The organism is Legionella moravica DSM 19234 (assembly GCF_000423305.1).
Taxonomy (GTDB): Bacteria; Pseudomonadota; Gammaproteobacteria; order Legionellales; family Legionellaceae; genus Legionella; species Legionella moravica.
The window spans coordinates 84,808-101,751 of record NZ_KE384003.1; the positions used below are offsets into that span (position 1 = coordinate 84,808).

The window sequence follows — 16,944 nt, forward strand, 5'->3', positions numbered from 1 at the left end:
GTATGGATATTGCGGAACTACTGGCTTTCTCGGTTAAAAATAAATCATCAGATTTACATATATCCGCAGGATTACCACCAATGATTCGTGTAGATGGTGATCTGCGTAAAATTAATTTGCCAGCGTTGGATCATAAAGACGTTATTAAAATAATTTACGACATTATGAATGACAGGCAAAGAAAAGAATATGAGGAGTTTTTGGAAACGGATTTTTCTTTTGAAATTAATAATCTGGCACGTTTCAGGGTTAATGCATTCAATCAGTCACGAGGTGCTGCGGCAGTATTTCGTACAATTCCTTCGAAAATATTGACTATGGAAGATTTGAATTTACCGCCAATTTTTAAAGATATGGCGGGATTTTCCAGGGGGTTGGTTTTAGTTACCGGACCAACGGGGTCTGGTAAGAGTACTACTCTGGCTGCAATGATTGACTACATTAATGCCTCACGCTACGAGCACATCCTGACTGTGGAGGATCCTATTGAATTCGTACATCAGAGTAAAAAATGTCTGGTGAACCAAAGGGAAGTTCACAAGGATACCTTGAGTTTTAATGCCGCATTACGCTCTGCCTTGCGTGAAGACCCGGATATTATTCTGGTCGGTGAGTTACGTGATTTGGAAACCATTCGCCTGGCAATGACGGCAGCAGAAACAGGGCATTTGGTCTTTGGAACCTTGCACACCAATTCGGCAACCAAAACCATCAACAGGATTATTGATGTCTTTCCTGCAGAAGAAAAATCCATGGTTCGCTCCATGTTATCAGAATCGCTACAGGCTGTAGTTGCCCAAAGTTTATTGAAAAAAAATAATGGGGGCAGGGTCGCAGCCCTGGAGATTATGATGTGCACAGGTGCTATTCGTAATTTGATAAGAGAAGATAAAGTCGCACAAATGTATTCTTCAATCCAAACCGGTCAAGCCAAAGGGATGCAAACGCTGGATCAGCATTTGACTGAATTGGTAAATAATAACATCATTTCTCGGCATACTGCCCAGGAAGCGGCTATTAACAAAACATTGTTTTAAACGAGTGCAATTTTTCGAATCATTTTAGTTTGCCCTGTATTCCGTGACGAATAGTTATTTTTCGACATGAATTTTACGTTGATGCTGCTACTCATTCATATGAAACATTGAGTCAATAAATATATCATTGTGACTGCATTATTCACATGATGTTCTATAATGATGAATTATACTCTCTGGTTATATTATGAATTTAAACGAGATACTGGAACGCCTTTTAGCTATAAGAAAACTTACTTCACGCACTGATACAAGCAGATTGAACGAGGTGCGAGAAGCAGCTCAGCTAACTGAGGCCAGACGGCAATTGAATGATTTATTGCAGCGAGTTAATAATGATTCAGGATCGGTTGCAGCAGGCTATATTAGCGAGATTTGTTCTGATTTGAATATCAGCAATTTACGGCAAGAGAGTTCGGCATCAAGCAGCCGCGATGTACCTGATTTTCATCCTCAGGCATCTCAATATAGGGGGTACTACAACAATGATTTATATCAAAAGATACTTCCCTTGTGCCGCCTGGCCCGTTTGAACGAAAGGAACGGTATTCCTGAAAGCCATGCTTTAAAGTTATCCTTGATTTTTGAAGACGAACAATCGGTATATCATTACCTGATTAATTTTCCTAAAGGCAACAGGGTAGACAATTTGGTGCATGACGCCTGTTTGTTTGATTTGCCGGATTTTGATTTGCCGGATTCTGAGTTGTGTGATTTTTCACAATGGAAAAAGATAGCGGCCAAGCGCGATAACATGCTTAACCCACGGTTTAGAAAATTATTACCACATGCAGGCGCAATAGAGCGATTGAATCGATCTATTGTGCCTGTGAGCGTAACCGCTGGCAAGGTTAAAGCTGAAGAAATTAAAGCCAAAGAAAAGGAGTTGGCAAATGCAATGAAGCAACACAGAGTGTTGGTGGAAAGGCCTTTAGATGACCCAACTGAAGCAGGAAGGGTTGAGCGACAAAAAAATCTTTCCCTATGGAGCCAAGAGAAATCACGAATTAGTATGGAGCTGACCGATTTGGCTGCTGGTATTCCTTTAGCTGATGCGTCATGTCTTGTGTTGCAGGCTTTTTATGAGCGATATAAGGCAACCAGCAATCCCGAGCATCGAATACTAATACAGTATGGTTTAGGGGAAAAAAGTATTGCCACATTTTATTCCTTACAACGAAACAATGACGATGAAGCCATCCCGGCAATAACCATCAAAGGATCGGATCTTGGCTATGACCATTGCTATCTGACCAAGCTTGATATTCAAAGTGACAAAGGAGCGACTCTTGCTGCTTGTCTTGGAAAGATTACCCGTTGCTGTCAGTACTTGGGAGGAGCAGGGGATGCGTGTGCGCGTCATGGCATTGAGTCACCCAATGGTGGTTTTTATGTGCTCTTTCAAGGGGATGAGACCAATCCCAGCCTCAATGACAAAATATTAGCTCAGGGATGGGTTTGGAGAAGTCTTGAGGGTAATCTGTGCATTGATTCTGTAGAAACAGCATATTCGAATATAACCCAACAAATTGTAGACATGTACCGTTATTTGGGAATGTTGTTGTGCGAGTACAAGGACATTCAAAGAGTGCACATCGGAGCATTTAGTGGTGTGTCACATTATGTAGGACACGGTGACTATTCGGTGGGAGCTTTAACTGCTCTTGATCACCCGGGTTATAACGATTCAATGGCGCAGTTGTTTTTAGCTGATGCCTTTATGCCTTATATTTTTTATGGAAGAAAAGATGCGGCTCGACTTGGGGAACTCATTAAGGAGAAAACCCGATCCTTATTTGCGAATTTTTTTGCCCAGCCTGATGCCCTCAAACAGAATGAGCAATTGAAACAGGCTACTGCTTATTTGATCGCTTCAAATCACAATAAAGTTGATAGCCCCATCTTTAAGGTAATCCTTGATGCCGCAGGTGAGCGAGTTGATGAATTTCTAGAGTTAGTCGAAGTCAACCGCCATTATGCCAGGATTTTGGAATTTCCCTTTACCCAATCGCATTTTGAGGATTTGTGTCTCATGCTTCATCAAGGAGCGTGTATTAATGTGACTAATGAATCGCGCAAAACGGCACTTCATTGGGCTGCAGGAAACTTCGAATCGTTGACGGTTTTGCTCGAATTGATTCCAGAAAAACAAAAGCTTGATGTAGTGAAAGCTGTTGATGCATTTGGTAAAACTGTATTGCATTATACTGTAAAAAATTCTGAATTTTTGACAACCATACTTCAGATTTATCCCGAAAGTCAAAGGCTTGATGCTGTTAAGGTGATTGATTATAGTGGAAAAAATCTGCTGCATCTTGCGGCAATGAATATCAACTCCTTGATGATTCTGTTGGAACTTTATCCGGAAGATCAAAGGCTGAGTGCCGCAATGATGAAAGACAACAATAGGAAAACAGTGTTGCATTTTGCTGCAAGTAATTCAGAGTCTTTGAAAGTTATACTCTCGTTGTATCCTGAAGCAAAGCGGTTTGATGCTGTAAGAGAAGGGGATCGATTTCACCTGAATCCACTTTATTATGCATCAAAAAATACTAAGTCGTTTATCATCCTGCTTGAGTGCTTATTAGAGGATGACAGGCTTGAAGTAATTAATGAGCTTAAAAGACACGATGAACAACTCTTGCATGACTTAGTCAAAATCCCTGAAACGCTTAGAGCCATGCTGGATCTTCTGCCTCAAGAACACAAGCTCCTTGCGATGAAACCTGTTGGCAGGCATGGCAGAAGAGTGCTAGGTTGTGCATCATCTAACCCAGAGTGTTTGAATATACTTCATCAACTTGTGCCTGAGCTGTTCAGGGCAGGAGAGGCCAGGAAAAGCAGCTCATCAAGAGCGGCATCCTCCTCCGAAAGTCGAAATGTATTTTTCGGTAGTGGTGTGCCTACTGAAGAAGAGAGAGTGACTTCCGATATAAAAAAAGATACTGGTCTGGATTTAAAAGGTACCGGTATATAAGGGGTAACCAGGGGTGTTGTTCTATTTTAGTTTTTGCAACCGTTTATGTTCCCCTGGTACTTTTTGTTCAGCGCTATTCCTTCCCCAGCTTATTTTTTATATATGCCCAGGAGACATCGATTCAATATGAGAGTCTATATCATTTGCCAATTCATTTAATTCTTCAGCTGTTTTAGTCTTCGGTGGTTGAAACATTCCGTAATAAGCCAGCCTGGATCCCTTATCTTTGGGGGTATTAACAAGAAAAATAATGATGTTGCTCAGGATATTGGAAAGAGCATCCAAACACATTAAAATTTCTCGGACTAAAGGAGTATTGCGTAAAGTACCTCTATGGGAGTTTATTAATTCCTGATGCTGATTTTGGAACCGTTTAAAATCATTTTGGCACTCAAGAAGCGTGTTTAGCAGGATTGAAGATTCAACACCAGAATATCGTTTATCATAGACATTAAATTGCTCCGATTGAAATTGTAAACTTCGGATTTTTCTACTGATGCCATCATACAGTTCTTGCATTTCGATTGCTAAAGTTTGGTACTTGGGATTTATATCAGCTTTGTCTCGAAGGTCATAAATTAATTGTTCAAAGTCCTCAAGGGAGCGAAATAAAGAGTCGAGGGCAATTAATTGTTTTGGTTGTTCTTCTAGCGGATTGTCTTCTTCATCAAATGATTTGAGAACATAACTGTAGGTAACCAGTTTGCGGCGTTTTTCGAATTTATAGGAACCTGAATAGCTTAGTTCCCATTTTTCTGAATCTTTATATGATTTTGATTCATTTTGATGCAACAACTCATCATAAATAGCTCGCTTAAGCGGATCGATTAGAGTTGTATACGCTTGTTCAAGTATGCTGATGTACTCTTTGTTTTTTTTCTTATCTTCCTTGGTTTCCTGCGTTTTTATAGGGTGGAAAAATTGTGATTTAGTATGGTAAGCATTTGTTATTTCTTCATCATTTGCATTTAGAGAAATACCTAAAACATCATAAAACGTCGTCATTTTTTTCCCAATTCACTATTGAATTCAGCTATCAATTGATGTTAATGACAGCGATCCAGTTTAATTAAAAATTCATAACCAACAATAGACAAGGCTAGAAAAGCTCATTTATTGTACATTAGTGATTTAAAAAGACAAGGGGCTGTTTACATTTCATTATATTCAAGCCTACTTTTCGCGACTTGTTCGCAGAATCGATAGATCGTGCGCTAAACAAGAATATATTGCACCTATAAAGAGTGAATTGGTTCCCGCGAACAAGTCGCGGGACGTCGAAACTTGAATTGTCAACAGATCTTAATCAACTCATTACCTGGAACTACATCAAGAAAAATTGCCCGTTTGCACGGGCACGATCGATAGTTATGAGTGGTTGTATTGATAAATATCTGTCTGGAGGTGTCAGGCGTTCTTTTGTAATTCGATTAATTGCGGTATTCCACTTTCTGCAAGTGCAAGCATGCTATTGAGCTGATCACGATTAAAAAAACGATCTTCTGCGGTTCCCTGAACTTCAATAAAATGTCCGTCTTCATTCATGACCACGTTCATATCGGTTTCAGCGAGTACATCCTCAGCATAATCCAAATCCAGCACGGGTTGACCTCTGTAGATTCCCACGGATACAGCAGCAACGTAGTTAAAGGTTGGCATTTTGCGTAATTTTTCACGCTGTACCATCCATTGAATCGCATCTCTCATTGCCACACAAGCGCCAGTAATTGCCGCAGTTCGGGTTCCACCATCAGCTTGAATTACATCACAATCCAGTGTAATTGTATTTTCACCTATGACTTTTAAATCCATGCAAGCTCTCAGTGATCGGCCGATCAAACGTTGAATCTCAAGTGTTCTTCCCCCTTGCTTGCCTTTGCTGGCTTCACGCTCTGTTCTGCTGTGAGTTGCTCTGGGAAGCATTCCGTATTCAGCAGTCACCCATCCCTGGTTTTTACCTTTAAGAAAACGAGGAACTCCTTCAATTACTGAGGCATTACACAGGACTCTGGTTTGTCCGAACTCAACAAAAACGGAGCCTTCAGCGTGATTTGTATAGTTGCGAGTGATTTTAATAGGGCGAAGTTGGTTCGGTTCTCGATTGCTAGGGCGCATGATTTAATCCTCAAAAAATTGGGAAGTATAGCTCTTAAATGGCCGTGATGCACTCATGAACACAGAATGGTTGGTCATAATTTATCTATTAAGAATAAAATTAAATTAATCGACTTAAATTGCCTCATATTGACATGTTTGTGAGCATGTGTATTATAGGTACTTTATTTATCATTTTGTAATTTTTTTAAAATATGAATGAGGTTAAGTTCTCATTTGAATTCGTTATGCGGAGTTAAATCTATATGCCTCTACCAGCGCACACTCAATTATTGGCTGAAGTGAATAAACTATTGAAACAAGGCCAGATAATAAAAAAAAATCAAATATTATCTGAGATAAAGAAAGGAAAATACAATCGCGCGTTGCAAATCGCCTGTCAATATTGCAAACCTGAAAATAATACCCAATTGCAATTGATTTCATTGCTACTTGGTTACTCCAAGAGGCTACCTATCGACCTGAATAAAAAACATCTGGGAGATGGCATGACTCCAATAGCGTATGCAATTTTTAATGATCATTTCGATTTGTATTATTTACTTAAGGAAGCCGGGGCTAATCCTGATATTCCAGTTGCAGGGAATCAAATTCCAAGACAAATCTTTGAAGACAAACTGCAAAAATCTACAAAGAAATTGGACGCTGCTCTGCATAAGGATGTATTGAATGAAATAATTAAACTCTATCAGGACAGTACACGACTCCCCACAAAAGAGAGTCAAGCTCATGGCGGGGAAAATGCTAAGTATGACGCCTTTCGTTTGGAGTTTATGATATTTGCAATTACTCATTTGATTAATCTGTATCGAAATGAATCTGTTTTGGAACAATTGTCGCCAGGTGTTACCTATTTTGATAGAGAAATATTTAAATTGCAGTGTATCTATCAAGCTCGACAGGTTTTAGAAATGGTCTGTGCAACGATTCATAATTTGTCAGGTGCATTTCGTAACGAATACAGTAAACACTTGTTATCTGCTTCATTGACTTGGGTTACTCTTGAGCAATTTGGTGGGTTGATCAAATATGATCTAAGAAAAAAGGCATATTATTTTCCAGTCGCCTTGGTGAGCGACATGGATCAATTAAAAAATTTATCCCAGCATTTTGAACACATCCATCGATTCATTCAAGAAAATGCTGATTTTGAATTGATAGTCGAAGAGGCAATTCCTCATGTCGTTAGAAATGATCTGCCTTCTTTAAAGCGGCTTTTTGAACATCTTGCTGCTCTTATGAAAACTTCATTTCCTGATGAGCTGGCTCCATTACAGTTGAAGAATATTAAAGCACTGACCAGTCATTTACGCGATAATTTTACTTTAATCAGTTTAATCAATCTGATGAATTATTCTGAAAATGAACCGGTGTCTATAAGTCACCTGCGTGAACGAAGCTATAATTTGACTCTATCGTCTGCTGATGAATATCTGGCAGATCGTTATCAAAAAAGATTTGATTTAACAACACTTGCGGGGCAACATGCCGCGCTTCGTAGGCTTCAGTTGATCGGAGAGCAGTTTACAGGTAAAAATTTCTCCAGTTTTTTGTGTAAGCTGGATAATACCGTTGATTGGCAAGCATTTATTACCATAAGGGATATTATTACTCATCAGGAGGAAGAGGATAATAAATATAAAGTAGACATGCTTTTGAAGGATATTCCTCGATTAAAAAAAATTGTTGGTGATGAGTTGAGTTATTTTTGGTCCAGATTAGTCCGTTTAATTGATTTACGCGAAAAAAAAATGGGGCAGTACAAAGGCATACCAGAACTTCATTGGCAAAAAATAATTGATGTTTATGAAAAAAGTCATCAGCCACTGCCTGTATTGGTTGCACCGGCACCTGTTCGACGAGTTTCTCCGGAAGAAGAACAGATCTTTATCAACGCACTAAATAGCCAAAAAGCACCGGATAATATACTTGCTTTATGCAGGGGGGTATTTGCTGGAACGGATGCCGTACCCAATGGAAAGGTACAAGGAACCATCTGTTCTTTTTTACCTTCAGTTAAAGAAAATAAAGAACTGAATAAAAATTTGAAGAAAATTCTCAAGAAAGCAGTGAATGCCGGTGCTTTATCTAAAAAAGAACGCCTGAACCAACGCGATGTGCAAACAAAAGCAAAATTAGCCCAAAAAAATCAGTTTATTGGTTTGGAGGAAATTCGAAAACTCGCTGATCAATTAACCAAAATTCGTTGCGAGCAGCATGTTTTGACACCGCTAAAACGAGTGAATGCAGCAATTGAAGCTTTATTAAACATTAGACGATTTTTAGTGGAAATTCAGTATCTTGATCTTCAATTGCAATGGACCACACTGGAGGAATGGGATCACCACCACAAGAACAAAGGCCAGTTAAGTTATGTGGCGCTTATGGCGAAAAATCATCAATATAAAGATGCAATTGAATATAATGTGGGGCAATTATTACAGCATATGGATCGTGTAAGAGAATTACAGGTTGTGATCGGAAATCAGTACATTCTTGAACGCTATCCTGTTTTGAGGGTATTAAGAAATTACATCGAACATGGAAATCCACTGAAGGATAATAATGGGTTTTTAGTTGAAAATACGGAACAGGTGGTTCAAAGGCAAGCTTTTATTGCTCCATTTGTTATTGAACTGATTTATAAGCTGCTTCCCGAACTGATTCGCATTAAAGAAAACATCTTATCCTATGAAGCGCATCAAAGCCCACTTGCATCTGATGAAGAAAATGCAATTTGGACAGAGTGTTTGTCCCGATACAGTTTATTTGGCAATGAACAATCAAAAATAGAAGCTAAAACAGCGGTTATTGAGGTGTGGGAACCTGGCTTGAAATAACTCCATGATGCGTTCTCTCTGTCCAATTATCTTGTTTTGAGGTATATTCGCGCAAGGTTTATTCTAAGGTAGTTTTATGATTCATAGTATGACCGCTTTTGCGCGAGGCCAAAAACAGACTGATTCAGGTACGCTGTGTTGGGAAATCAGATCGGTTAATCACCGTTATCTGGATGTTTCATTTCGCTTGCCCGAAGCATTTCGATACATGGAAACCAGTTTAAGAGCATCGCTTCGAGATAAAGTCAATCGAGGTAAACTCGAGTGCCAGCTTAAGTATCAAGATACAAGTTCTGATAATCAGTCTATGCTTATAAATACAGGAATGGTCAATGCTTTAGTCGAATTAAGCAGTACATTATCTGCTTCGCATCAGCTGGCTAATGATATGACTGTAAGCCATATACTGTCCTGGCCAGGTGTCGTTCAGGTTGGTCAAATGGATATAGAAGTATTGGGACAACAGGCGCTTCTTGTATTTCAGGATGCTCTTGAAGACTTACTCCAAGTTCGTGCAACTGAAGGCAAGGCATTAAAATTGCATGTTGAAGAGCGGTTGGATGCTATGGAACAAGAGATTAATCGAGCGCGGAACATAGTAAGCGATTTGGCAAGTCTGACTAAAGACAGATTGTTGACTCGATTACAGGCAATACAACTTGAAGTTGCTGAATCGCGAGTGGAACAGGAAATCGCTATGATTTTAGCACGAATGGATGTCAGCGAAGAACTAGACCGGTTGCAAACCCATGTAGCAGAGGTCCGTCGTACCCTGAATACTGACAAAGTGGCAGGCAGAAGACTTGATTTTTTAATGCAGGAACTGAACCGGGAGGCGAACACTTTGAGTTCAAAATCAGATTCAGTGGATTTAACACAAAGCGCAGTAGAAATGAAAGTATTAATTGAGCAAATGCGTGAACAAATACAAAACATTGAGTGAGTACTATGGCAGGTAATTATTTCGGAAATTTATATATAGTCGCGGCACCCTCAGGTGGGGGTAAAACCAGTTTGGTTCGAAATTTAATCACGACACTTGATGATATCGAGGTATCCATCTCCCACACCACACGACCCATGAGGCCAGGGGAACAAAACGGAGTTGATTACTTTTTTGTTAGTGAACATGAATTTATTCAAATGGTTAATGACAATGCTTTTATAGAACATGCTCAGGTTTTTAATCATTTATACGGCACTTCTGTTGAACAAATCAAGCGACGATTGCAGCAAGGGATTGATATTGTTTTGGATATTGATTGGCAAGGAGCAGAACAAATCAGACATTCATTTCCTGATGCAGTGAGCATCTTTATAGTTCCACCTTCATTAGATGAGTTAAAACAAAGATTATTGAACAGGCGTCAGGATAAAGATGAAGTCATTAGTGACAGAATGAAAAAAGCCCAAGACGAATTGAGTCATTATCCTGAATTTGATTACTTGATAGTGAACGATACTTTTGAACATGCAGCCATGGATTTAAGAGCAATAGTGACTGCAGATCGGTTGCGAATTGACCGTCAGGTAAATAAACAATCAAAATTGCTTTCATTCCTGATGTCATAGCAGTAAAATGAGGGGTTTGAGACAGAAACAAGTATTGTGGATGTCTGCACATGACGTTGTGTTAAGCCTGGGTTCCTGTCTCTGCAATTCAGTTGGTTGTGTGAGTTACAGATTAGACCTAAACTTAGATGAAATGGGCTAACGGTCAACTTGTTCTTTAACTTAAGGGTGGATTTTATGGCACGAGTAACAGTAGAAGATTGTTTGGAGCACGTTGCAAACCGATTTGAATTGGTTATGGTTGCTACCAAGCGCGCACGACAAATTGCAGTTCGTGGCGATCAACCAATGGTTGAATGGGAAAATGATAAACCGACAGTAGTCGCTTTACGGGAAATTGCAGAAGGGTATATAACTGCAGATATTTTGGACAAAGAGTAAACGTATTTGTTGACTTTGCAGTAAGACGATTTGTCCTTTAAATACATACTACTTGAAGAACAAGTTATGGTATTGATGCAAAGCACAGGAAACACTAGCGAAGCATAAGAACGTAACTTGGGCAACGAGAGGTATTAATGGCCATGTTGGACATTAGGGAGTGCTGCGTGAGCTACTTTAAGGAGCTCGATGAAGAGCTTAAATGCTATCTTGAGCAGGCGCAAATTGAAAAATGTTACCAAGCCTATGTGGTTGCTGAAAGAGCCCATCATGGCCAAATGCGCCGTTCTGGCGAGCCCTACATTACTCATCCCGTAGCCGCGGCCTTAATTCTTGCCAGAATGCGTTTGGATTATCAAACCATTATGGCTACTTTACTGCATGACGTTGTGGAAGACACGTCAATTAGTAAAGAAGATTTAACGAAGCAGTTTGGAGAAGACGTCACCGCCTTGGTCGATGGTGTAACCAAACTGACCAAAATCAAATTTGAATCCAAAGCAGAGGCCCAGGCTGAAAACTTTCGCAAGATGGTTCTTGCCATGGTTAAAGACATTCGCGTGATTATCGTGAAGCTTGCCGATCGCCTACACAACATGCGTACTTTGGGAGCCATGCCGTATGCCAAGCGCAGACGGATTGCTATAGAAACACTTGAAATTTATGCCCCTATAGCCAATCGATTGGGGATGCATTCGATTTATGTAGGCCTTGAGGATCTGGGTTTTCAGGCTTTATATCCCATGCGATACAGGGCTATCAAATCAGCAGTTGAAAAATCCCGCGGTAATCGAAAAGAGTTAACCCAGACTATTGAAAAAGATTTGCAGCACGCATTAGCTCAGCTCAAAATTCCCTACGAACAAGTGTTTGGCCGACAAAAGCATTTATACAGCATTTACAGAAAAATGCGGCAAAAAAAGGCGTCTTTTACAGAAATTACGGATGTTTTTGCATTTAGGGTAATCACAGAGGATATTGATTCCTGTTATCGAATTTTAGGCGCTTTGCATTGCACTTATAAACCAGTTCCCCAGCGATTTAAAGACTATATCGGCATACCTAAAGCCAATGGATACCAGTCATTGCACACCACTTTATTTGGTCCATTTGGCGTTCCGCTTGAAGTACAAATACGTACTCGGGAAATGGATAAAGTTGCAGATAATGGAGTTGCGGCTCACTGGATTTATAAATCATCCGGCCTTGAAGTAAATGAAGCGCAGTTAAGAGCCAGAGAATGGGTTCAGAGTTTGCTGGAGATGCAGCGCAGCACAGGAAATTCGCTTGAGTTTATTGAAAACGTTAAAATTGATTTGTTCCCGGATGAGGTCTATGTGTTCACACCCAAAGGCCATATCATGGAATTACCTAAAGGTGCCACGCCAGTTGATTTTGCTTATACGGTGCATTCGGGAGTGGGTAACAGCTGCGTCGCTGCCAAAGTAAACAGAAGGCTTGTTCCTTTAAGCATCCCTTTGTCTAATGGCCAGACTGTTGAAATCATTACAGCACCTGGTGCTCATCCTAACCCGGCCTGGTTAAATTTTGTCGTGACGGGTAAAGCCCGATCGAATATTCGTCATTTCCTGAAAAGTCAGCAACATGCTGAATCTATTGTTCTGGGTAAACGTTTGTTAGAACAGTCGCTAATAGAACTTTCAAGTGACTATGCCAAAATACCACCAGAATCCTTACAGGCGTTATTGAGTGATTTGCACTACAAGACAGTAGATGATCTCTTGTATGCCATCGGAATTGGGAATCAAATGGCCATGGTTATTGCCAAACGCCTGGTGGTTACCCAGGATACTAATGAACTGGATAAAGTGAGTAAAACACGTCCCTTGGCTATTAAAGGTACTGAGGGTATGGTGGTTCACTTTGGTGAATGTTGTCAGCCTATCCCTGGGGATAATATTGTCGGAAAATTCCAGCAGGGTAGAGGAATTATTGTGCATGCCAGTGACTGCGCGTCATTAAACAGTTCACGCAGCCATCCTGAGCAATTTATTGCTCTGCGCTGGGACGATCAGGTTCAAGGCGAATACTGGGTTGATATTACAGTTGATGTTGCAAACGAACGTGGTGTTTTGGCGGCTTTGGCAACTGCAATTTCAGAAGCCGATTCTAATATTGGCAATATTAATGTAGATCCAAGAGACGGCCGCCATAATGCCGTTACTTTCTCTATCAGCGTAACTGACCGAACTCATTTGGCACGAGTGATGCGACGGTTAAGAGCAAATAAGGTCGTCATGCGTCTTTATAGAAAAAAACAGGGGGATAATTGATGCAAGCAATTCACACCAAATTAGCACCAGAAGCTATTGGCACTTACAGTCAGGCAATACGTTGTGGGCAAACGGTTTATCTTTCTGGGCAAATTCCGTTAGATCCCGAAACGATGCAGTTATGCAGCGATGACATTAAATTACAGATCACACAGGTTTTGGAAAATTTAGCTGCGGTATGTGAAGCTGCAGGAGGCAGCTTGGCGAACATTGTCAAACTGAATGTGTATCTAACGGATTTAAGTCATTTTCCATTAATTAATGATGCAATGAGTCGATATTTTATTGCGCCGTATCCTGCAAGGGCTGCGATTGGGGTTTCAGCCTTACCACGTGGTTCCAAGGTTGAAATGGATGGTGTGATGGTTCTATCTTCTTCAAACAGTTAGCAGTATGAGCGACGATCAATACGCCCGTGCCGGGCGTGTGATGTTTTTATTAGTCTGGATCATTTTATTTACAGGCTTGTTTTTGTTTTTTTATTATTACGATAAGTCTGATAGCACTGTATTTGTTGCAAATCGCAGTGAATTTATATTGAGCGCAGATAAAGAAGGTCATTATCGGATTAATGGCAGGATCAATGAATATCCCGTAGAGTTTTTGGTGGATACTGGCGCAACCTTAGTTGCCATACCTCAAACGATTGCAACACAATTACACATCACTGGACGATATCCGGTTACCATCTCAACCGCAAATGGCGAAATAACTGGTTCCTTAACCCGACTGCAGCAACTGTCTTTTGGCGAGTTTGAGCTTAAAGACATTAAAGCGGTGATTATTCCAGGCGCTGCTGATGATACTGTTTTACTGGGAATGAATGTATTATCACAATTTAATATGGTACAGGAAGAAAATCGGCTGGTGTTAAAGAAACGAGTAAAATAAACGGCCTTCGTAATTTATTGAGTCACGAATGGGGTTTAGGAGATTGCGTGTAGCGTCCGAGATGACGACTGTCGGATTTAATGAAAAGAAACAAAATGTGTTATAAACCCATTAATTTATAGCTCCGGTAGTTCATACACTCACTCGGACTAAATACACTATACAATACAGAGTTTATTTATGAGTATTATTTCGCTTCATGGGGCCACACTGATTGTTGCTGGCAATAGAATATTGGATCAGGCTGATTTACAAATTCAGCCCCAGGACAGGATTGCCCTGGTTGGACGTAATGGTGCTGGAAAGTCGACCTTGTTAAAATTATTACAAGGAGATTTGGTTCTTGACAGTGGCCAGATGCAACAGCTTTCAGGGGTGCGAATAGCCGGTTTAATTCAGGAGGTTCCTGTTACTGGGGACGAATCTGTTTATCATTTTCTTGTAAAAAGCCTGGGAGAAGTGGGGGAGGTCTTAACCCGTTTTCATGAGCTTTCTCAGCAAAACGATATGGATAAACTGGCGGCAATTCAGCAACAAATGGATAATTTAAATGCCTGGGATTTGCTGCCTAAGATTGAAACCATGGCTACCCGTTTGGGGATTGCGATTAATGAGCAGATGGTCAGTCTGTCTGGTGGTATGAAACGTCGGGTTTTATTGGGGGCTGCGCTTTTAGCCACCCCAGATGTCCTTTTGCTGGATGAGCCAACAAACCATTTGGATATTGAAGCAATTGAGTGGCTTGAGTCGTACTTAAAAACATTTAATGGCAGTGTTGTCGTGGTCACTCACGATAGAGAATTTTTGAGTCAGGTAGCGAATCGAATCGTTGAAATTGATAGAGGAAAGCTCTATTTTCATGAGTGCGATTATGAAACCTATCTGGACAGGCGTGAGACAATCAGATTAAGCGAACAAAAGCAAAACGATTTATTTGATAAAAAACTGGCTGAGGAAGAGGCCTGGATACGAACGGGAATTAAAGCCAGGCGAACGCGAAACGAAGGCAGGGTTCGCGCTTTGAAAGCGTTAAGGGATGAGTATAAAGCCCGTCGTAATCAATTAGGCTCAGTTAAATCGCTCACTTTGGACGTAACTCGTTCTGGTTCTGTGGTGATTGAAGCGAATCATGTACAGTATTCTATTGGCAATAAACACTTATTAAAGGATTTTTCCTTATTGCTTACGCGTGGCGATAAACTTGGGATCATTGGTCCCAATGGATGCGGTAAGACAACTTTGGTTCGCTTGTTACTGGGTGAAATTCAACCTGATTCGGGAACCATAAAGCAGGGCACTTCACTGAATGTTGCCTATTTTGATCAGTTGCGCCGTCATCTTTTGGAAGATCAAACCGTGATGTTCAACGTGGGCGATGGCGCTGATTACGTCACAATTAATGGCAAACAAAAACATGTAGCCAGTTATTTAAAGGATTTCCTATTCTCTCCAGAGCGCTTCAATCAACCTGTATCTTCCTTGTCTGGAGGGGAGCGAAACAGATTATTACTCGCTAAATTGTTTGCTAAGCCAGTCAATCTCCTGGTAATGGATGAACCTACTAATGATTTGGATATAGAAACTCTTGAGCTATTGGAACAAATGCTGATGGAATATCCTGGAACATTAATCTTGATCAGTCATGACCGGGCTTTTATTAATCAGGTAGTAACCAGCGTTTTGGTTTATGAAGAAGAGGGTAAGTTTAGTGAGTTTGTAGGTGGATATGATGATTATAAGACGTATAAAAAACAGCAGCGTGACGTTGCAGTAAAAACACCGACTATAAAACGAACGAATGTCACAAATAAATTAAGTTTCAATGAGCAGCGAGAATTGTCAAAATTACCTCAGCAGATAGAAGTTCTGGAGAAAAAAATTGAGGCTTTGCATCAACAGATGGCTACAGCAGATTTTTATCAGCAAGATGCACAAACCATAGCCGACGTTACTAAAAAGCTGGCGAGTGAAGAGGAGTTATTATCAAGGTACTTTGCTCGTTGGGAAGAACTGGAGGCGCGGCAATAAAGAGGGGAACACAGGTTAAACCCTCAGGGAATTTGGCAGGATTTTTGGCTTGATAAGATTATGGCCTGTTGATTGGGTAAGAAGTTCTATCATTCTATTGTTTTTGTTGTTGATGAGACGAAGAATGATTGGTAGCCGGTATTTGGGTGACGCCCTGTAGTTTTGTTGCAATTAGATCTAAATTTGAGGAATAAAAATGTTATTAACTTTAGCTTTGGTTGTTTTTGCTGGTGCCATAATGATTTTATTTTCTCAGGAGTTTATCAGAACGTTTAAAAAAATATTCGCTATTAAGGGAGCTAAATTATTTCTTCCATTGATTATAGGTTCATGGTTGGTTCTCAATTTTGATTATTTGTGCTTATGGGGCATCTATTATTATCGGGAAGTATTAAATTCGATTGTGGATTTTTTAGCGGGATTCATTCCTTTCCCCTCCATCGGGCGCCCTGTCGTTTTAATTATCGTATTGACAGCAATTTCGGTTGTTCCTGTCGTGTTGCTGGATGTTTATCTCGTAAAGAAAACATTTAAGCGCTATGAATATCCTTATTTAACCAGCACATTGATATGGATTGTTACAGCCACTATGTTTCTTGTGGTCAGTTAAAGTCATGCATTAGGCTAAACGTCAAATGATATTCGGTTAAACAGGTTCTCTTGGAATTCTTCAACAAAGCCCTCTGTAAATGACAAAAAAACGGTCTTGCCCGCGCAGGCGGGCAACTATTTGGCCTTTGGCACTGCAGTAAGTTGAGATAGCTCGTTGACATACCCCAAAAATCATATCATCTCGAACGCCAAAAGGA

At 40.3% G+C, this 16,944-nt stretch carries 13 protein-coding genes; 11 read left to right on the plus strand and 2 right to left on the minus strand.

Going from position 1 to position 16,944, the window contains the following annotated elements; translation table 11 throughout:
- The first annotated feature begins 2 nt into the window (after positions 1–2).
- Together G543_RS0115240 and G543_RS0115245 are read left to right on the plus strand one after the other, a co-directional pair.
- A complete protein-coding gene (locus tag G543_RS0115240; protein ID WP_028385287.1) occupies positions 3–1,037 on the plus strand; it encodes a type IV pilus twitching motility protein PilT in 1,035 nt (344 codons plus the stop codon).
- Between the two features lie 187 nt (positions 1,038–1,224).
- Positions 1,225–4,014, plus strand: a complete 2,790-nt coding sequence (locus tag G543_RS0115245; protein WP_028385288.1) for an ankyrin repeat domain-containing protein — start codon at positions 1,225–1,227, stop codon at positions 4,012–4,014.
- A gap of 96 nt (positions 4,015–4,110) precedes the next feature.
- Here G543_RS0115245 and G543_RS0115250 read toward each other — a convergent pair whose 3' ends face one another.
- Both G543_RS0115250 and rph read right to left on the minus strand, forming a co-directional pair.
- Entirely contained in the window at positions 4,111–5,019 is a 909-nt protein-coding gene (locus G543_RS0115250) for a J domain-containing protein (protein WP_028385289.1), read from the minus strand.
- A gap of 402 nt (positions 5,020–5,421) precedes the next feature.
- Positions 5,422–6,129: a ribonuclease PH gene (gene rph / locus G543_RS0115255; RefSeq protein ID WP_028385290.1), complete on the minus strand. Its 708-nt coding sequence runs from the start codon at positions 6,127–6,129 to the stop codon at positions 5,422–5,424.
- A 245-nt stretch (positions 6,130–6,374) separates the two neighbouring features.
- Here rph and G543_RS0115260 point away from each other — a divergent pair, with 245 nt between their 5' ends.
- The 9 genes from G543_RS0115260 to G543_RS0115300 all read left to right on the plus strand — a co-directional run bounded on the left by G543_RS0115260 (position 6,375) and on the right by G543_RS0115300 (position 16,745).
- Positions 6,375–8,969: a hypothetical protein gene (locus G543_RS0115260; protein WP_028385291.1), complete on the plus strand. Its 2,595-nt coding sequence runs from the start codon at positions 6,375–6,377 to the stop codon at positions 8,967–8,969.
- Positions 8,970–9,045: 76 nt separating this feature from the next.
- Positions 9,046–9,912 carry a YicC/YloC family endoribonuclease gene (locus G543_RS0115265; protein ID WP_028385292.1) on the plus strand — a complete coding sequence of 289 codons (867 nt, stop codon included), beginning with the start codon at positions 9,046–9,048 and terminating at the stop codon, positions 9,910–9,912.
- A 5-nt stretch (positions 9,913–9,917) separates the two neighbouring features.
- Entirely contained in the window at positions 9,918–10,541 is a 624-nt protein-coding gene (gmk, locus tag G543_RS0115270; RefSeq protein ID WP_028385293.1) for a guanylate kinase, read from the plus strand.
- A gap of 177 nt (positions 10,542–10,718) precedes the next feature.
- The gene (gene rpoZ, locus G543_RS0115275) at positions 10,719–10,922 is read left to right on the plus strand and encodes a DNA-directed RNA polymerase subunit omega (RefSeq protein WP_028385294.1); all 204 of its coding nucleotides are present in this window, start codon (positions 10,719–10,721) and stop codon (positions 10,920–10,922) included.
- A gap of 167 nt (positions 10,923–11,089) precedes the next feature.
- Positions 11,090–13,216 carry a bifunctional GTP diphosphokinase/guanosine-3',5'-bis pyrophosphate 3'-pyrophosphohydrolase gene (gene spoT / locus G543_RS0115280; RefSeq protein ID WP_028385295.1) on the plus strand — a complete coding sequence of 709 codons (2,127 nt, stop codon included), beginning with the start codon at positions 11,090–11,092 and terminating at the stop codon, positions 13,214–13,216.
- Positions 13,216–13,605, plus strand: a complete 390-nt coding sequence (locus G543_RS0115285) for a RidA family protein (RefSeq protein WP_028385296.1) — start codon at positions 13,216–13,218, stop codon at positions 13,603–13,605. Before spoT ends, G543_RS0115285 begins: the two co-directional genes overlap by 1 nt.
- A gap of 4 nt (positions 13,606–13,609) precedes the next feature.
- Positions 13,610–14,107, plus strand: a complete 498-nt coding sequence (locus G543_RS0115290; RefSeq protein WP_028385297.1) for a retropepsin-like aspartic protease family protein — start codon at positions 13,610–13,612, stop codon at positions 14,105–14,107.
- A gap of 180 nt (positions 14,108–14,287) precedes the next feature.
- Positions 14,288–16,135 carry an ATP-binding cassette domain-containing protein gene (locus G543_RS0115295; RefSeq protein WP_028385298.1) on the plus strand — a complete coding sequence of 616 codons (1,848 nt, stop codon included), beginning with the start codon at positions 14,288–14,290 and terminating at the stop codon, positions 16,133–16,135.
- A 196-nt stretch (positions 16,136–16,331) separates the two neighbouring features.
- Positions 16,332–16,745: a hypothetical protein gene (locus G543_RS0115300; protein ID WP_028385299.1), complete on the plus strand. Its 414-nt coding sequence runs from the start codon at positions 16,332–16,334 to the stop codon at positions 16,743–16,745.
- Positions 16,746–16,944: the final 199 nt, after the last annotated feature.

Bases quoted from the DNA above. Each gene is read 5' to 3' on its own strand.
- G543_RS0115240 (WP_028385287.1), top strand. From the start codon at position 3: ATGGATATTGCGGAACTACTGGCTTTCTCGGTTAAAAATAAATCATCA.
- G543_RS0115245 (WP_028385288.1), top strand. From the start codon at position 1,225: ATGAATTTAAACGAGATACTGGAACGCCTTTTAGCTATAAGAAAACTT.
- G543_RS0115250 (WP_028385289.1), bottom strand. From the start codon at position 5,019: ATGACGACGTTTTATGATGTTTTAGGTATTTCTCTAAATGCAAATGAT.
- rph (WP_028385290.1), bottom strand. From the start codon at position 6,129: ATGCGCCCTAGCAATCGAGAACCGAACCAACTTCGCCCTATTAAAATC.
- G543_RS0115260 (WP_028385291.1), top strand. From the start codon at position 6,375: ATGCCTCTACCAGCGCACACTCAATTATTGGCTGAAGTGAATAAACTA.
- G543_RS0115265 (WP_028385292.1), top strand. From the start codon at position 9,046: ATGATTCATAGTATGACCGCTTTTGCGCGAGGCCAAAAACAGACTGAT.
- gmk (WP_028385293.1), top strand. From the start codon at position 9,918: ATGGCAGGTAATTATTTCGGAAATTTATATATAGTCGCGGCACCCTCA.
- rpoZ (WP_028385294.1), top strand. From the start codon at position 10,719: ATGGCACGAGTAACAGTAGAAGATTGTTTGGAGCACGTTGCAAACCGA.
- G543_RS0115285 (WP_028385296.1), top strand. From the start codon at position 13,216: ATGCAAGCAATTCACACCAAATTAGCACCAGAAGCTATTGGCACTTAC.
- G543_RS0115290 (WP_028385297.1), top strand. From the start codon at position 13,610: ATGAGCGACGATCAATACGCCCGTGCCGGGCGTGTGATGTTTTTATTA.
- G543_RS0115295 (WP_028385298.1), top strand. From the start codon at position 14,288: ATGAGTATTATTTCGCTTCATGGGGCCACACTGATTGTTGCTGGCAAT.
- G543_RS0115300 (WP_028385299.1), top strand. From the start codon at position 16,332: ATGTTATTAACTTTAGCTTTGGTTGTTTTTGCTGGTGCCATAATGATT.